Below are 15,120 nucleotides of genomic sequence, written 5' to 3' on the forward strand. Positions count from 1 at the left end.
CTCCGCAGGAGGCTCTCAACAAGATCGACTTCTGGGGGCATGTGAGGGAGGATGCCTCCACTCGACAGAAGGGTTGGCTCCCAACAATGCAGCGCAGTCTCACGCGGGTCGTCGCAGGCACGGCCGCGATGATCGGCATAGCGGCCGGAAGTTTCGCACTCGCCGCCCCCGCCACGGCCGCCGCACCGGCCGCTCCGCGGACCGCGGTCGTGGCCGTGACCGCCGTCAACAACCTCGGTCTCACCCAGAACCAGGCCAAGGGCGTCCAGTGCTTCCTGGACGGCTCCATCTACGGCAACTTCGTGATCGACGGATACCTCGGCACGGAGAGCTGGAAGGGGATCCAGCGCTGGCTCAACAACGAGTGGGGCCAGAACCTCTCCGTCGACGGAGCGGTCGGCCCGCAGACGATCAAGGGACTCCAGCACTTCCTCAAGTACGGCAACTGGGGTTACAACGGCGCCGTGGACGGCGTCGCCGGTCCCGAGACGCAGGCGGCCTTCGCCCGGTTCGGCGCCTCGACCTTCAACCAGTTCTGCTGACCCCGGCCCTTCGCGACGGCCCGCCCGCACCGCGAGGGTGACGGGGGCGGCCGGAAGCAGGCGCTTCCGGCCGCCGGGCGGTCAGCCCTTCAGGGGCTCGTAGCCCGCGGGGCGGGTGGTGAAGGTGCCCCGGCCCTGGGTGCGGCCGCGCAGGCGGGTCGCGTAGCCGAAGAGCTCGGCCAGCGGCACCGTCGCCGTCACCACCGACGTGCCGCCCCGGACCTCGGAGTCCGTGACCCGGCCCCGGCGGGACGCCAGGTCGCCCAGGACCGTGCCGACGGACTCGGCGGGGACGGTGACCGTCACCTCGGCCACCGGCTCCAGGACCGTCATCGCGCTCGCCCGCAGCGCCTCGCGGAGCGCGAAGCGGCCCGCCGTGCGGAACGCCATCTCCGAGGAGTCCTTCGGATGCGTCGCACCGTCCGTCAGCGTGACCCGGACGCCCGTCACCGGATGCCCGCCGAGCGGGCCGTCGACGAGCGCGTCCCGGCAGCCGGCCTCGACCGCCCGGACGTACTCCGCCGGAACCCGCCCGCCGGTCACCGCCGACGCGAACGCGAAACCGTCCTCCCCGTCGTACGGCTCGACGTCGACCACGACGTGCGCGAACTGGCCCGAGCCGCCGTCCTGCTTCACATGCCGGTACAGCACGCCCGCCACCCCCTTCACCACCGTCTCGCGGTACGCCACCTGCGGGCGGCCCACCGCGACCTCCAGGCCCCGGTCCCGCCGCAGCCGCTCCACCGCCACCTCCAGGTGCAGCTCGCCCAGCCCCGACAGCACCGTCTGGCCCGTCTCCGGGTCGCGCCGCACCACCAGCGACGGATCCTCCTCGGCCAGCCGGACCAGGCCCGTCGCCAGCCGGTCCACGTCGGTGCCCCGGCGCGCCTCCACCGCCACCGAGACCACCGGGGCGGCCGTCACCGGCGGTTCGAGGACCACCGGCGCCGCCGGATCGCACAGCGTCGCCCCGGCGCGGACGGCCTTCGGACCGATCACGGCGACGATCTCCCCGGCCACCGCCGAGGACAGCTCCTCCGTGCGGTCCGCCTGCACGCGCAGCACCCGCGAGACCCGCTCCGCGCGCCCCGTCGCGGTGTCCAGCACGGCGTCCCCCTTCGTGATCGTGCCCGCGTAGACGCGGACGTAGGTCATGCGGCCCGTCGGGGTCGCGCTCACCTTGAACGCGAGCGCCACCAGCGGCGCCGCCGGATCGGCCGGGACCCGCCCGCCGCCGACCGGAGGCCGGTCCAGTGGGGAGGGCAGATAGGAGACGACCGCGTCGAGCAGCGGCTCCACGCCCCGGTTGCGGTACGCCGAACCGCACAGCACGACCACCGCCGCACCCGACAGGGTCAGCTCCCGCAGCGCCCCGGCCAGCGTGCCGTCCGTCAGGGCGTCCGTCGCGCAGAACTCCTCCAGGGCGCCCGGATGCAGCTCCGCCACCGCCTCCTCCAGCGCCCGGCGCCGGGCCGCCGCCTCCCGCCGCAGCCCGACGGGGACCTCGGTCTCGGCGAGGCCGTCGCCGTCCCACACGTACGCCCGCGTCCCGACCAGGTCCACCACGCCCCGGAAGCCGTCCTCGCGGCCGATCGGCAGCTGGACCGGGAGCGGGACGACGCCGAGGCGGTCCCGGAGCGAGGCCACGGCCGCCTCCAGATCGGCGCCCGCCCGGTCCATCTTGTTGACGAACGCGATCCGGGGCACGCCGTGACGGTCGGCCTGCCGCCACACCGTCTCGCTCTGCGGCTCGACGCCCGCGACCGCGTCGAAGACGGCCACGGCGCCGTCGAGGACGCGCAGCGCCCGCTCGACCTCGTCGGAGAAGTCGACGTGGCCCGGCGTGTCGATCAGGTCGATCCGGTGCCGGTCCCAGAAGCAGCTGACGGCGGCCGAGGAGATCGTGATGCCCCGCTCCCGCTCCTGCGGGTCGAAGTCGGTGACCGTCGTGCCGTCGTGGACCTCGCCCTTCTTGTGGACGGCGCCGGTCAGGAACAGGATCCGCTCGGTCACGGTCGTCTTGCCCGCGTCGACGTGGGCGAGGATGCCGAGGTTGCGGATGCGGGTGTTCGGGAAGGAGCGCACGGTGTCGTGCCTTTCGCTGCTGTGGTGCGGACACAGGGCAGCGCGATTCCCGGACGCGGAAAGGCGTCAGCGGGCCTGCGATGACGGGCGCGCAGCCGTCACCGGCAGGCGGGAGAGGCGAGGATCACGTCGTACCGGGCACGGGGGAGGGCCGTGAGACGCACGGTCGACTCCCCTCGGACGGATGCACGGACGGACGGACGCGGCACCCTCGGGGGGCGCGCGGTGCGGCGAGTCTAGGGAACCGTCCTCCGGGGACGACAGCGAATTTTCAGGCGGCCGGCTGGAGCAGGTCCCAGCGGTTGCCGTACAGGTCCTCGAAGACGGCGACCGAACCGTACGCCTCGTGGCGCGGCTCCTCCAGGAACTTCACCCCCGCCTCCGACATCCGGGCGTGGTCCCGGGCGAAGTCGTCCGTGTGCAGGAAGAAGGCGACCCGGCCGCCGCTCTGGTTCCCGACGGCCGCCGACTCGGCCTCGTTCCTGGCGCGGGCCAGCAGCAGCCCGGCGTTCCCGATCCCGCCGACCCCGCCGGCCCCCGGGGGCCGGACCACGACCCAGCGGACGCCGCCGCCCCGGTCGGTGTCCTCCACGAGCTCGAACCCGAGGGAGTCGGTGTAGAAGGCGATGGCCTCGTCGTAGTCGTGGACGACGAGGGTGACGAGCGCGATGGACGGCATGCGCCCAACGTAACGCCGGAGACCGGCGGCCACCCACCCGCGCGGCCCCGCGTCCGACCCTGCCCCGACCCTCGCCGTCCGGCGCGGCGGCGAGGGTCGGGACGGGGGGTGCACAGGGGTCGGGGCCGGGTCGGCCCGTCCGGCGGGATGGGATGCTGGGGCACATGGGTGACGCGCGGGGCATCGAGGGGCTCGCCGGACGGGCGCGCGGGCTCGCCGTGCCGGGGCGGCGGCGCATCCTCGGCATCGCCGGGCCGCCCGGCGCGGGCAAGTCCACGCTCGCCGCCCGGCTCGTCGAGCGGCTCGGCGGGCTCGCCGTCCTCGTCCCCATGGACGGCTTCCACCTCGCCGGCGCCGAACTCGACCGGCTCGGCCGGACCGGCCGCAAGGGCGCCCCCGACACCTTCGACGCCGCCGGATACGCCGCCCTCCTCGCCCGCCTGCGCGCCCCCGAACCCGGCACCGTCGTCTACGCCCCCGCCTTCGACCGCGCCCTGGAGGAACCGGTCGCCGGCTCGCTGCCCGTCGCCCCGGAGGTCCCGCTCGTCGTCACCGAGGGCAACTACCTCCTGCACGACGCGGGCCCCTGGGCGGCGGTCCGGCCGCTCCTCGACGAGGTCTGGTACCTCGACCTCCCCGACGCCGTCCGCGTCCCCCGCCTCGTCGCCCGGCACGTCCGCTTCGGCCGCGCCCCGGAGGCGGCGGCCCGCTGGGTCGAGCGCTCCGACGAGGCCAACGCCCGCCTGATCGCCGACGGCCGGCACCGCGCGGACCTCGTGGTGCCGGGGGAGTAGCCCCCGGGCCCGGCCCCCGGCCCCGGCCGCCGATGCCGCCCCCGGCGGGAGGCGCGTCAGCGCAGGGTGCGCGTCAGCCAGAAGACCTCGCCCTTCTCCTCCGTCGTCACCCGGTCCCGCGTGAAGCCGAGCTTCTCCAGGACCCGCAGCGACGGCGCGTTCCACGTGCCCACCGTCGACCACAGCCGCTCCCGGCCCGTCGCCCGCGCCGCCTCCACGACCGCCGCCGCGGCCTCCGTCGCGTACCCGTTCCCGTGCACCCGCTCGAACAGCTCGTACGCGATCTCCGGCTCCTCCAGCGAGGCGCGGCCGACGATCAGCCCGCAGTAGCCGATGAAGTCGCCCTCCGCGCGGCGCACGATCGGCAGCAGCGCGATCCCCGTCGTCTCCGTCGCGGCCAGGAACCCCCCGATCGCCTTCCGGATCCGGTCCTCCGGCGGCTTCCCCTCCCCGCGCTCGGCCAGCAGCGAGCAGAACACGGGCGCGTCCGACTCCGCCCACGGCCGCAGGACCAGCCGCTCGGTCTCCAGGTGGAAGGGCATCGTCTGAAACTCAGTCATGCCCCCACCCTGCCCCACCTCTCCCATCCCTCCTGCCCCACCCCGCCCCTCCCGCCCCCGCCCCGGCGTCTCCTTGCCGCCGACCGGCAAGGACCGGGGCGCCGCTCCTGCCCGCCGCCGCCCTCGCGACGCCCGGCCTCCGCCGCGATCCTGCGGGGGAACGGAAAGGGGGACGCGTGTGCTCGACGTACTGGACGGCCTGTTCCTGTGGGCCGCCGGGGTGGTCTTCGTGTGGCGGGGCGCCCTCCGGCTGATCGGCCGCGCCGACGCCCCCGGACCGGACGGCCCCCGCTGGACCGGCCTCTCCCGGGGCGCCGGATGCGTCCTCCTGGGCGTCTCCCTCGCCGCCCAGGCGCTCGGCGTCTTCGACCCCGTCGGCAGCACCCTCCGCCTTCTCGGCCTCCCGCTGCTCGCGCTCGCCCTCGCCGGCGGGCACCTCCACCGGTGCCGGAACCGGCGGGCCCCCCGCCACGCCGCCCGCGTACCCTGACCGCCCCCGACGGCTCCTGACGGCCCCTCACCCCGCCTCCGGGGCGCGGTGAGTTCGACGGGAGGGCGGTGCTCCGGCCGCCCCGGTCGCTACGCTGAACACAACGGCGACGGAAGGCGGGGCTGGCGTGGGGTGGTTGAGGAGAGGACCCAGGCGGGACGGCGAGGACGCCCCGCGCGACCCCGAGTTCGGCTACTTCTCCGTGCGCGAGGCCGCGCTCTTCCGCTCCACCGTCCGCGAGGCGTTCGCCGAACTCGGCCTGGAGGTCACCGTCTACGCCGACTCCGTGCAGGACGACGGCCGGCGCCGCTTCGGCCTCGGCAACCTCGCCGCCGTCTGCCACCGCGACCGGCGCGGCCCCCGCGTCTGGCCCGCCCTGATCCGCCGGCACGTCTCCCTCGTCGTCCGCACCCTGGACGGGCCCTCCGCCCTCGACACCCTGCCGCCCGACCAGATCCGCGCCCAGCTCTACCCCCGCGTCGTCAACGCCGACGGCATCGACCCCGGCGCCTTCGGCTACGCCCGCACCGTCGCCCCCGGCCTGTACGAGATCCTCGCCCTCGACCTGCCCGAGAGCGTCATGATGCTCACCGACGAGGCCCTCGACCGGCTCGGCGACCCCGCCCAGCTCCGCGCCCGCGCCCTGAAGAACCTGCGCGGACTGCCCGTCGAGGACCACGAGACCGTCCGCGACGCCGACGGCATGTGCTTCGAGATCGTCGCCGGGGACTCCTTCTACACCGCCAGCCGCGTCCTCGACCTCGACGGCCTCGCCCACCGCGTCACCGGCCTGCCGCTCGGCGAGCACGGCGCCCTCGTCGCCCTGCCCTTCCGGCACCAGATCGCCTTCCACCCCATCCGCGACACCTCCATCATCCCGGCGCTCGGCGCCCTGGCCTCCTTCGCCGCCGCCGAGTACGAGGACACCCCCGGCGCGATCAGCCCGTACGTCTTCTGGTGGCGCGACGGCGTCCTCACTCAGCTCAGCGAGCACGACGAGGACCACGGCGAACTGCGGATCGTCGTCGGCGACGACTTCCAGGAACTCCTGGAACGGCTCATCGCCCAGGGCCCCGGCCCCTGCTGAACCCGGCCCGCGCGGTCGCGGCGGCGAGGACCGGCGGGCAGGATGCTGAGGGACCCACCGCCGCGCGAGGAGACCCCATGCCGAGCAGCCCCGAGGACGCCGCCCCCGCCCCCTTCACCGCCGACGACTACCGGGCCCGGATGGACCGGGCCGCCGCCTCCGCCGCCGACGCCGGACTCGCCGGGGTCCTCGTCGCCCCCGGCCCCGACCTCGTCCACCTCACCGGCTACCGGCCGACCGCGATCACCGAACGGCTCACCGTCCTCGTCATCGCCCCCGGCCGCGACCCCGTCCTCGTCGTCCCCACCCTGGAGGCCCCCGACGCCGAGAAGGCCGCCGGGGCCGCCGCGCTCACCCTGCGCACCTGGACCGACGGCAAGGACCCGTACGCCGTCACCGCGCCCCTCCTGGACGCCTCCGGCCGCTTCGGCGTCAGCGACAACGCCTGGGCGATGCACCTGCTCGGCCTCCAGCAGGCCCTGCCCGCCACCTCGTACGTCTCCCTCACCGAGGCCCTGCCCATGCTCCGGGCCGTCAAGGACGCCCACGAGCTGGCCCGGATCGCCGCCGCCGGGGCCGCCGCCGACCGGGCCTACGGCGAGATCCTCAAGGTGCGCTTCGCCGGCCGCCGCGAGACCGAGGTCGCCGCCGACCTGGCCCGGCTGCTCATCGACTTCGGCCACTCCCAGGTCGACTTCACGGTCGTCGGCTCCGGACCCAACGGCGCCGACCCGCACCACGAGGCGGGCGAGCGGACCATCGAGCACGGCGACATGGTCGTCCTCGACTTCGGCGGCCTCAAGCACGGCTACGGCTCCGACACCACCCGTACCGTCCACGTCGGCGAACCCACCGACGAGGAGCGCCGCGTCCACGACCTGGTCCGCGAGGCCCAGCAGGCCGGCTTCGAGGCCGTGCGGCCCGGCATCGCCTGCCAGGACGTCGACCGCGCCGCCCGTAAGGTCATCACCGACGCCGGATACGGCGCGTACTTCATCCACCGCACCGGCCACGGCATCGGCGTCACCACCCACGAACCGCCCTACATGATCGAGGGCGAGGAGCGGCCCGTCGTCCCCGGCATGTGCTTCTCCATCGAACCCGGCGTCTACCTGCCCGGCCGCTTCGGCGTCCGCATCGAGGACATCGTCACGATGACCGAGGACGGCACCGGCCACCGCTTCAACACCACCCCGCACGAGATGGCCCTCGTCGAATAGCCGGACCGGCCCCGGCGGAAAGGACCCCGCTCAGCCGTCCGCCAGGACCGCCGCCGACTCGCCGGGCAGGCGCAGCAGCCCGTCCCGGCCCGGCGCCGCCACCGGCTCCCAGGCGGCGAGCACCCGGTCCCGGCCGTTCGACCCCAGCGGGATCTCCACCGGCACCGCCGACAGGTTCACCGCCACCCGCACGTCACCCCGCCGGAAGACCAGCCACCGGGCCTCCTCGTCGAAGGCGGCCTTCACCCCGCCCAGGTCCGGATCGGTCAGGTCCGGCAGGGTGCGGCGCAGCGCGATCAGCTCCCGGTGCCAGGCCAGCACCCGCCGGTGCGGGTCCCGCTCCCGCTCCGACCGGTCCAGCACCGATCGGTCCCGGGTCGCCGGGTCCTGCGGATCGGGCACCTCGCCCTCCGCCCAGCCGTGCGCCGCGAACTCCCGCCGCCGCCCCTGCCGCACCGCCTCCGCCAGCTCCGGGTCCGTGTGGTCGGTGAAGTACCGCCACGGCGTCGTCGCCCCCCACTCCTCGCCCATGAAGAGCATCGGCACCGACGGCCCCGTCAGCACCAGCGCCGCCGCGCACGCCAGCAGCCCGGGGGAGAGGGAGGCCGACAGCCGGTCCCCCAGCGCCCGGTTGCCGATCTGGTCGTGGGTCTGCGCGTACCCCAGGAAGCGGTGCGCGGGCGTCCGCTCCCGGTCCACCGGACGGCCGTGGTGCCGCCCCCGGAAGGACGACCATGTCCCGTCGTGGAAGAAGACCCGCGTCAGGGTCTTCGCCAGCGCCGCCAGCGGGGCGCGCGCGAAGTCCGCGTAATAGCCCTGCGCCTCGCCCGTCAGCGCCGTGTGCAGGGCGTGGTGGAAGTCGTCGTTCCACTGCGCGTGCAGGCCCAGCCCGCCCCGCGCGCGCGGCGTCGTCGTCCGGGGGTCGCCGAGGTCCGACTCCGCGATCAGGAAGTGCTGCCGGCCCTGCTCCCGCGCCAGCTCGTCCACCGCCGCCGACAGCTCCTCCAGGAAGGTCAGCGCCCGGTCGTCCGCCAGCGCGTGCACCGCGTCCAGCCGCAGCCCGTCGATCCGGTAGTCCCGCAGCCAGGCCAGCGCGCTGCCCAGCAGATACGCCCGCACCTCGTCCGAACCCGGCGCGTCCAGGTTCACCGCCGCCCCCCACGGCGTGTGGTGGGTCTCCGTGAAGTACGGCCCGAAGAGGGGCAGGTAATTGCCCGACGGGCCCAGGTGGTTGTGGACCACGTCCAGCACCACGCCCATGCCCAGGCCGTGCGCCGCGTCCACGAACCGCTTCAGCGCCGCCGGGCCGCCGTACGGCTCGTGCACCGCCCACGGCGCCACCCCGTCGTACCCCCAGCCGTGCGTCCCCGGGAAGGGACACAGCGGCATCAGCTCCACATGGGTGACGCCCAGTCCGGCCGGCTCGCCCAGCCGCTCCGCCGCCGCGTCCAGCGTGCCCTCCGGGGTGAAGGTGCCGACGTGCAGCTCGTAGAGGACCGCGCCGCGCAGCCGCAGCCGGGGCGGCTCGTGCCGCCACGCGTGCGCCGCGTGGTCCACCACCGCGCTCAGTCCGTCCGGGCCGTCCGGCAGCGCCCGGCCGCGCGGATCGGGCCGGACCGGCCCGTCGTCGAGCCGGAAGCCGTACCGGTCGCCGTCCCGCGCCGGGACCGTGCCGGTCCACCAGCCGTCCCGCTCGGCATCCCGGTCCAGCGGATGCCCGGCGCCGTTCAGCTCCAGGGTCACCCGGTCACGGGCGTACGGGGCCCACACCTCGAACAGCACGACGGTCCCCTCGCAGACGACGGTACGGTCACGGCCGGGCCGCCCCACCGGGACGGCACGGCGGCCGTCTCCATCCTGGCAGTCAGGACGGCGACGCGCCCGGCGCGTCCCACACGCAGTCGATCTGCCGCTGGAAGACGGCGTACCCCGCGCGGGCGAAGGCGGCGGCCATCGGCACGTTCCCCACGTCGGTGGAGGCCCGCACCCGGTCCACGCCCGTCCCGGCCAGGATCCGGGTGCCCTCGGCGAGGATCTCGTCGATGTACCCGTGGCCCCGGTGGTCCGGGAGCACCCCGATGTAGGCGATGATCGGGTTGTAGCTGTTGCGGGCGGGGACCACGAAGCCCACCGGGTCGCCCGTGTCGGCCCGCTCGGCGATCCGCCACCAGTCGCGCGGCGACGCGTAGCGGGCGAACTCCCCGTCGTACTGCCGCTCCGCCGCCTCCCGCGCCGCCAGGCCCCCGGCCAGCTCCGCCCGGCTGTGCGCGTCGAGCGTGCCCTCCAGCGTCCGCGCCATCAGCGCGACCAGGTCCTCCCGGTCCCGCACCGGCCGGAACCGCAGCCGGCCGGACGGCTCCGCGACCGGCCTTCCCGGCCGCCACTCCAGCCGCAGCCGCTCCACCAGCGGCCGGGCGCCGGTCTCCGCGAGCAGGTCGAGCCGCGCCTCCACCCCGGCCCGCTCCACCGCGTCCTCCCGCCAGTCCGGCGACAGGAAGCGGCTGTACTCCGGCGGGACCGTCCCGGCCGGCACGACCGCCGCCGACGCCTCCGCGAGCAGCCTGCGGCCCACCCCGGCCGCCTCCTCGGCGGACAGCTCCGGCGCCAGGTCGAAGAAGTCGAGGAGGTACGGGGCGGCGCCCGCCGTGTGGGTCCACCAGGCGATCCGGCCGAGCGGCCGGCCGTCCCGCACCGCCACCCACATCCACTCCGGGAGGCGGCGGCCCGACGCGAGGTCGTCGGAGAGCTCGTGGTCGAGCGTGTAGGACAGGCCGAGGAAGAGGTCCAGCTCCTCGGAGCCGGTGAGCGGGCGGACGACGAGACCGTCGGTCATACAGGAGTTCCCCCAGGGGTACGGGTGCGCTGAGCCCGCAGACCGTAACAGCGGCCGCGCCCCCCGGTCGCCCGGTTTTACGGCGGGGCCGGGGCCGGGCCGGGGCCGCCGCCGGGCCGGGGCGGATGCGCGGCGGGGCCCGGCGGGAGCCCGGGACGGCGGCGGGCCCGGGGGCGCTCAGGGGCGGGGCCGGGGATTTCTGTGGCAGAGCCGGTACGGGGCGGGGCACCGGGACTTCTGGACAGTCCGGGCCGGTCACCCGGACAATCACCCCTGTGACGACCCCTTACGAGCCCCCGGCGCAGGCACCCGCGCAGGCCCCGGCGCAGCTCCCCGCGCCCGCGCCCGCCCTGCCCCCGGCGCCCGTACCGGCGCACGCCCCCCGGCTGACCGACGCCGAGCGGGACCGCGCCCTGGGACTCCTCCGGGAAGGCGCGGCCCAGGGGCGGCTCTCCCACGACACCTTCCTCTTCCGCATGGAGCGGGCGCTCCAGGCCCGCCGCCCCGACGAACTCGCCGTCCTCACCGCCGACCTGCGCGCCGAGGGCACCTGGACCCGGCGGGTCGTCGGCGCCGTCGAGCGGATGTCGGCCTTCACCGCCCGCGTCGGCCGGGCCTGGCACGCCGAGCGGCTGCCGAAACTGCTGCTGCCGCAGCCGGGGCCGTACCCCCTGCGGATCGGCCGCGACCCGGCCAACGGCCTGCGCCTCAGCCACGAGACCGCCTCCCGGCTGCACGCCGAGCTCTCCCTCCAGGGCGGCCTGTGGATCCTGCGCGACCTCGGCTCCACCAACGGCACCACCGTCAACGGCCGGCGGGTCGTCGGCGCCGTCGCCGTCCGGGCCGGCGACGTCGTCGGCTTCGGCGAGACGACCTTCCGCCTCGCCGCCGACTGACCGCGCGTCCGCCGAGGTCAGAGCCGTACCCCTTCACCCGTACGGCGGCACGTGGCGGGCGGTGGGCGGCGGCCGGTGGTCCGCTGGGAGGACCCGCGCCGCCACCCGGCCGCGGCAGCCACCGCCGGACGACAGGGGACGCGATGCGCGACGAGCCGAACCCCGCCCCGGGCCGCCCCGGCCCCCGCCCCGCCGCCGGCCCCTGGGCCGCCGGGGACCCCTGGCGGAGCCTGCCCGCGATGAGCCCCGCCGCCCGGGTCACCCCCCTCGGTCCCGGCCGCGTCCGCGCCGCGACCCGCCCCGCCGCCGGCCCGCCCGGCGGCCGGACCGTCGCCCCCAGCCCGCTGGACCCCGGCGCCGCCCGCGACCCGCACCCCGTGCACCGCAGGCTCCGCGAGGAGTTCCCCCTCACCTACGACCCGCTGCTGCGCGCCTGGGTGCTCAGCCGGTACGCCGACGTCGCCGCCGCCCTCACCGACCCGCGCTTCACCCACGGCCACCGGCCCGGCGACCCGCCGTGCGCCCGTGCCCGGGGCCACGCCGACGTGGACCTCGACGGACTGCGGGCCGCCGCCGAACGCACCGCCCACGTCCTCGCCCGCCGGATCGCCGACCGGCCGCAGGCCGACCTGGTCGCCGACTTCTGCCACTGGCTGCCCGCCGGGACCGTCGCCACCGCCGTCGGCGTGCCCTACCGGGACATGATGCGGCTGGTGCGCGGCCGGGCCGCGACCGCGCTCGCCGGGAAGTGCGGCGGCCAGCTCGCCGTCCGCGAGAAGGCGCTCGCCTCCTTCCTCGCCAACGTCCTCACCGACCCCGCCCTCACCGCCGCCCTGCGCCGGGCCCCGGCGGAGGCGGTGGACCGGGCGTGGACCGAGTCGCTGCGCCGCGACCCGCCGGTGCAGATCGCCGTCCGGCGGGTCCGCGAGGACGTGCCGGTGAGCGGCGGCGTGCTGCCCGGCGGCTCCTCCGTCGCCCTCCTCATCGGCGCCGCCGGACGGGACCCGGAGCGCTTCCGCGACCCGGACCGCTTCGACCCCGAGCGCGACGACCCGGGCCAGCTCACCTACGGCGGCGGCTTCTGCCCGGCGGTCGTCCTGGCCGGACTGGAGGCGCGGCACGCGCTGCGCGCGCTCTTCGAGGCGATGCCGAGGCTGCGGCCGGCCGACGGCTTCCGCCCGGTGCCGGCCGGCCTCATCACCCGCGCGCCCCAGACCCTGATCGTCCGGCCCGGCGGCTGACGCTCAGCGGCGCCGCTGGTAGGAGTCGCTCTGCGTCAGCGGCGAGTTGTGCACCGCGAAGCTGTTGTACGACACCCGGTCCTGCGCCGCCTGGACCCGGGCCTCCTGCTCGATCAGCAGCCCGTCCGCGTTCTCCGTCCTGTTCCCGCCGCGCCGCAGCAGGACCACGATGAGCAGGAGGATGATCGCCCCGAGAATCCCGAACAGCACCAACAATCCGATCGCCTCCCTCTCTTCGAACACCGTCGTCCCAGTATGCGGTCAATTCGTTGTACGGGCCAGGAGTGCGAAGGGCCGGTCCGCGAACAGTTCTGCCAGCTTGAGGGGGTTGGCGGTCCCCCCGGCGAACTCCCGCACCCCGTCCAGGACATCGCACCAGCGCCCCTCCGGAAGCGTCAGGGCGGTGTCCCGCCAGCCGCCCGCCTCCGCCAGCCGCAGCGACAGCCGGGTCACCGCCGTCACCGCCTCGCCGCCCCGGACGAAGGCCAGGCAGTGCGCGGCGGCCGGGCCCCCGGCGGTCAGCGGGACGTGCCCGGCGCCCGGCCCGAAGGCCGCCGGGCGCTCCCGGCGCAGCCGCAGCGCGGCCCGCACCACCGCCGTCCGCGCGTCGTCCGGCCCCGGCGCGTACGGCGCCCGGTTGTCGGGGTCCACCAGCGCCCGGTACTCCCGCTCGGTGTGCTGGTACAGCTCCGGCACGCCCGGCATGGTCAGCTGCACCAGGGCCGCGCCCAGCGCGTGCGCCCGGATGTGCGGCTCCAGCGCGAAGGCCGCCTCCGACGCCGTCCGCAGCGGCACCCGGCCGGGCCCGGCGGCCGTGAAGTCCGCCACCGCCCGCTCGTACACCGGATCCGGCTCGGTCCACGAGGTCCGCAGCCCCTCCTCCCGCACCGCCTTCAGCACCGCCGGGCCGATCCGCGCCGGGTCCGGGACGCCGAAGCCGAAGGCGGTCTGCCAGGCCGTCCAGGCCAGGTGCGGATCGGGCGCCGGGACGCCGGACACCTCCGCGAGCAGCCCCGTCCACACCCGGGGGCACTGGGCGAGGACCGCGACCGCCGCCCGCACGTCGGCGCTGCGCTTGGTGTCGTGCGTGGTGAGGACCGTGCCGGTGCCCGGCCAGTCGCGGGCCAGCCGGGCGCACTCCTCGTGGAACTCGGCGACCGGGACGCCCGGCCGCCCCGGGTCCCCGCCGACCTCGTTGGCCGAGAGCAGCGGCGCGAACCGGTAGAAGGCGGTGTCCTCGGTGGACTTGGCGCGCAGCGCCGACGAGGTCTGCGCGAACCGGGCCCGGAAGGCCCGGTGCTCCGGGGAGTCGCCGAAGGAGCCGAGGAGCAGGCCGCGCACCGCGTCGACGGCGTCCGCCTCCTCCGGGACGGCGAAGGCGGCCCGGCAGGCACGGGCCGCGCCGGGGGTGAGGACCTCCTCGGCGCCGGTCCGGTACGGCCGGTAGACCCGCAGATGGACGAGGAGCTCCTCGATCGCGGTGCGCAGCGCCCACGGCGCGTGGTCCGCCAGCGCCGGATCGGCCGCGCACAGCCGGACGGCCTCCCGGGTCAGCCGGGCCGCCTCCGCCGCCAGGTCGTGCCGCACCACCTCGTAGGCGGCACGCCGGGCGGTGTCCGGCCAGGCGCCGCCCCGGTCGGCCGAGCGGCGGGTGAAGTCCCGGTAGGCGTCGGTCAGTTCGGCCGCGCCCTCCGGGTCGGTGAGGACGCCGTCGACCAGCCGGAGCGCGTCGTAGCCGGTGGTCCCGGCCACCGGCCAGGCGGCCGGCAGCCGCTCCCCGTCGGCGAGGATCTTCTCCACCACCGTCCAGCACCGGCCGCCGGTCGCCGCCGCCAGCCGCTCCAGATAGCCCTGCGGGTCGGCGAGCCCGTCCGGGTGGTCGATCCGGAGCCCCTCCACGACCCCGTCCGCGACCAGCTCCACGATCTTCGCGTGGGTCGCGTCGAAGACCTCCGGGTCCTCCACCCGGACCCCGATCAGCTCCGACACGGTGAAGAAGCGGCGGTAGTTCAGCTCGGTGCGGGCCAGCCGCCACCAGCACAGCCGGTACCACTGGGCGTCCAGCAGCGCGTCCGGCGGCAGGCCCTCGGTGCCGGGCCGCAGCGGGAACTCCTGCCCGTCCAGGCGCAGCGTCCCGTCCTCGACGCGCAGCCGGTCGCGGACGGCGGACAGCCGGCCGGGCAGCACCGGCAGCAGCACCTTCCCGTCCCCGGCCGCCCGGTCCACGTCGAACCAGCGGGCGTACGGCGACGCGGGGCCGTCCCGCAGCACCGCCCGCAGCGCGTGGTTGTGGCGCGGTGAGGCCGCCATGTGGTTCGGCACCAGGTCCAGGACCAGGCCGAGGCCGTGGGCGCGGGCGGTCGCGGCCAGCGCGCGCAGTCCGGCCTCGCCGCCCAGCTCGGCCCGCACGGAGCGGTGGTCGGTGACGTCGTAGCCGTGCGCGGAGCCGGGCACGGCCTCAAGGACGGGGGAGAGGTGCAGGTGGGAGACGCCGAGCCCGGCCAGGTGCGGCACGACCCGCTCGGCGGCGGCGAACGGGAAGGCGGGCTGGAGCTGGAGCCGGTAGGTGGCGGTGGGCATGACGGCGGGGGAGGGCGAGGGGGACGTCATGTGGGGGTACGTACCCGGTGCGGCCGGTTCCGTCCCGGCCCGGTGCGCCCGGCCCCGCACGCCTTCACCCGTACGAGTGGAGA

The 15,120-nt window shown here is 76.2% G+C and carries 14 protein-coding genes; 7 read left to right on the forward strand and 7 right to left on the reverse strand.

What is annotated here, in order from left to right; translation table 11 throughout:
• Positions 1–86 precede the first annotated feature (86 nt).
• Complete coding sequence (locus IE219_RS30185) at positions 87–542, forward strand: peptidoglycan binding domain-containing protein (protein WP_229850221.1); 456 nt, start codon at positions 87–89, stop codon at positions 540–542.
• 81 nt (positions 543–623) lie between these two features.
• Here IE219_RS30185 and fusA read toward each other — a convergent pair whose 3' ends face one another.
• Together fusA and IE219_RS30195 are read right to left on the reverse strand one after the other, a co-directional pair.
• The gene (gene fusA, locus IE219_RS30190) at positions 624–2,627 is read right to left on the reverse strand and encodes an elongation factor G (RefSeq protein WP_189983298.1); all 2,004 of its coding nucleotides are present in this window, start codon (positions 2,625–2,627) and stop codon (positions 624–626) included.
• A gap of 271 nt (positions 2,628–2,898) precedes the next feature.
• Positions 2,899–3,306: a VOC family protein gene (locus IE219_RS30195; protein WP_189983300.1), complete on the reverse strand. Its 408-nt coding sequence runs from the start codon at positions 3,304–3,306 to the stop codon at positions 2,899–2,901.
• Positions 3,307–3,470: 164 nt separating this feature from the next.
• Here IE219_RS30195 and IE219_RS30200 point away from each other — a divergent pair, with 164 nt between their 5' ends.
• The gene (locus IE219_RS30200) at positions 3,471–4,100 is read left to right on the forward strand and encodes a nucleoside/nucleotide kinase family protein (protein ID WP_189983301.1); all 630 of its coding nucleotides are present in this window, start codon (positions 3,471–3,473) and stop codon (positions 4,098–4,100) included.
• A 56-nt stretch (positions 4,101–4,156) separates the two neighbouring features.
• Here IE219_RS30200 and IE219_RS30205 read toward each other — a convergent pair whose 3' ends face one another.
• The gene (locus tag IE219_RS30205; protein WP_189983303.1) at positions 4,157–4,660 is read right to left on the reverse strand and encodes a GNAT family N-acetyltransferase; all 504 of its coding nucleotides are present in this window, start codon (positions 4,658–4,660) and stop codon (positions 4,157–4,159) included.
• A 178-nt stretch (positions 4,661–4,838) separates the two neighbouring features.
• Between IE219_RS30205 and IE219_RS30210 the strand changes: the two genes are divergently transcribed.
• From IE219_RS30210 to IE219_RS30220, 3 genes are all read left to right on the forward strand, one after another.
• On the forward strand, positions 4,839–5,150 hold the full coding sequence (locus IE219_RS30210) for a hypothetical protein (RefSeq protein ID WP_189983305.1): 312 nt from the start codon (positions 4,839–4,841) through the stop codon (positions 5,148–5,150).
• 127 nt (positions 5,151–5,277) lie between these two features.
• Positions 5,278–6,237, forward strand: a complete 960-nt coding sequence (locus IE219_RS30215; protein WP_189983307.1) for a DUF1444 domain-containing protein — start codon at positions 5,278–5,280, stop codon at positions 6,235–6,237.
• Positions 6,238–6,314: 77 nt separating this feature from the next.
• Complete coding sequence (locus IE219_RS30220) at positions 6,315–7,457, forward strand: aminopeptidase P family protein (protein ID WP_189983309.1); 1,143 nt, start codon at positions 6,315–6,317, stop codon at positions 7,455–7,457.
• A 30-nt stretch (positions 7,458–7,487) separates the two neighbouring features.
• Here IE219_RS30220 and treZ read toward each other — a convergent pair whose 3' ends face one another.
• Positions 7,488–9,239 carry a malto-oligosyltrehalose trehalohydrolase gene (treZ, locus tag IE219_RS30225; RefSeq protein WP_189983311.1) on the reverse strand — a complete coding sequence of 584 codons (1,752 nt, stop codon included), beginning with the start codon at positions 9,237–9,239 and terminating at the stop codon, positions 7,488–7,490.
• Between the two features lie 82 nt (positions 9,240–9,321).
• Positions 9,322–10,290, reverse strand: a complete 969-nt coding sequence (locus tag IE219_RS30230) for a GNAT family N-acetyltransferase (protein WP_189983313.1) — start codon at positions 10,288–10,290, stop codon at positions 9,322–9,324.
• Between the two features lie 350 nt (positions 10,291–10,640).
• Here IE219_RS30230 and IE219_RS30235 point away from each other — a divergent pair, with 350 nt between their 5' ends.
• Entirely contained in the window at positions 10,641–11,186 is a 546-nt protein-coding gene (locus IE219_RS30235) for an FHA domain-containing protein (protein WP_189983357.1), read from the forward strand.
• Between the two features lie 143 nt (positions 11,187–11,329).
• Positions 11,330–12,427: a cytochrome P450 gene (locus tag IE219_RS30240; protein ID WP_189983315.1), complete on the forward strand. Its 1,098-nt coding sequence runs from the start codon at positions 11,330–11,332 to the stop codon at positions 12,425–12,427.
• Positions 12,428–12,430: 3 nt separating this feature from the next.
• On the opposite strand, the gene IE219_RS30245 is transcribed toward IE219_RS30240, so the two are convergent.
• Positions 12,431–12,637 (reverse strand): hypothetical protein, encoded by a 207-nt coding sequence (locus IE219_RS30245; RefSeq protein ID WP_229850223.1) that lies wholly within the window; start codon positions 12,635–12,637, stop codon positions 12,431–12,433.
• 51 nt (positions 12,638–12,688) lie between these two features.
• Positions 12,689–15,037: a malto-oligosyltrehalose synthase gene (gene treY, locus IE219_RS30250; protein WP_189983317.1), complete on the reverse strand. Its 2,349-nt coding sequence runs from the start codon at positions 15,035–15,037 to the stop codon at positions 12,689–12,691.
• Between the last annotated feature and the right edge of the window lie 83 nt (positions 15,038–15,120).

The sequence above is a fragment of the Streptomyces termitum genome (genome assembly GCF_014650175.1).
Classification (GTDB): Bacteria; Actinomycetota; Actinomycetes; order Streptomycetales; family Streptomycetaceae; genus Streptomyces; species Streptomyces termitum.

Excerpts from the sequence above, each read along its gene's own strand:
- IE219_RS30185 (WP_229850221.1), top strand. The coding sequence starts at position 87 with ATGCAGCGCAGTCTCACGCGGGTCGTCGCAGGCACGGCCGCGATGATC.
- IE219_RS30195 (WP_189983300.1), bottom strand. The coding sequence starts at position 3,306 with ATGCCGTCCATCGCGCTCGTCACCCTCGTCGTCCACGACTACGACGAG.
- IE219_RS30200 (WP_189983301.1), top strand. The coding sequence starts at position 3,471 with ATGGGTGACGCGCGGGGCATCGAGGGGCTCGCCGGACGGGCGCGCGGG.
- IE219_RS30205 (WP_189983303.1), bottom strand. The coding sequence starts at position 4,660 with ATGACTGAGTTTCAGACGATGCCCTTCCACCTGGAGACCGAGCGGCTG.
- IE219_RS30220 (WP_189983309.1), top strand. The coding sequence starts at position 6,315 with ATGCCGAGCAGCCCCGAGGACGCCGCCCCCGCCCCCTTCACCGCCGAC.
- IE219_RS30230 (WP_189983313.1), bottom strand. The coding sequence starts at position 10,290 with ATGACCGACGGTCTCGTCGTCCGCCCGCTCACCGGCTCCGAGGAGCTG.
- IE219_RS30240 (WP_189983315.1), top strand. The coding sequence starts at position 11,330 with ATGCGCGACGAGCCGAACCCCGCCCCGGGCCGCCCCGGCCCCCGCCCC.
- treY (WP_189983317.1), bottom strand. The coding sequence starts at position 15,037 with ATGACGTCCCCCTCGCCCTCCCCCGCCGTCATGCCCACCGCCACCTAC.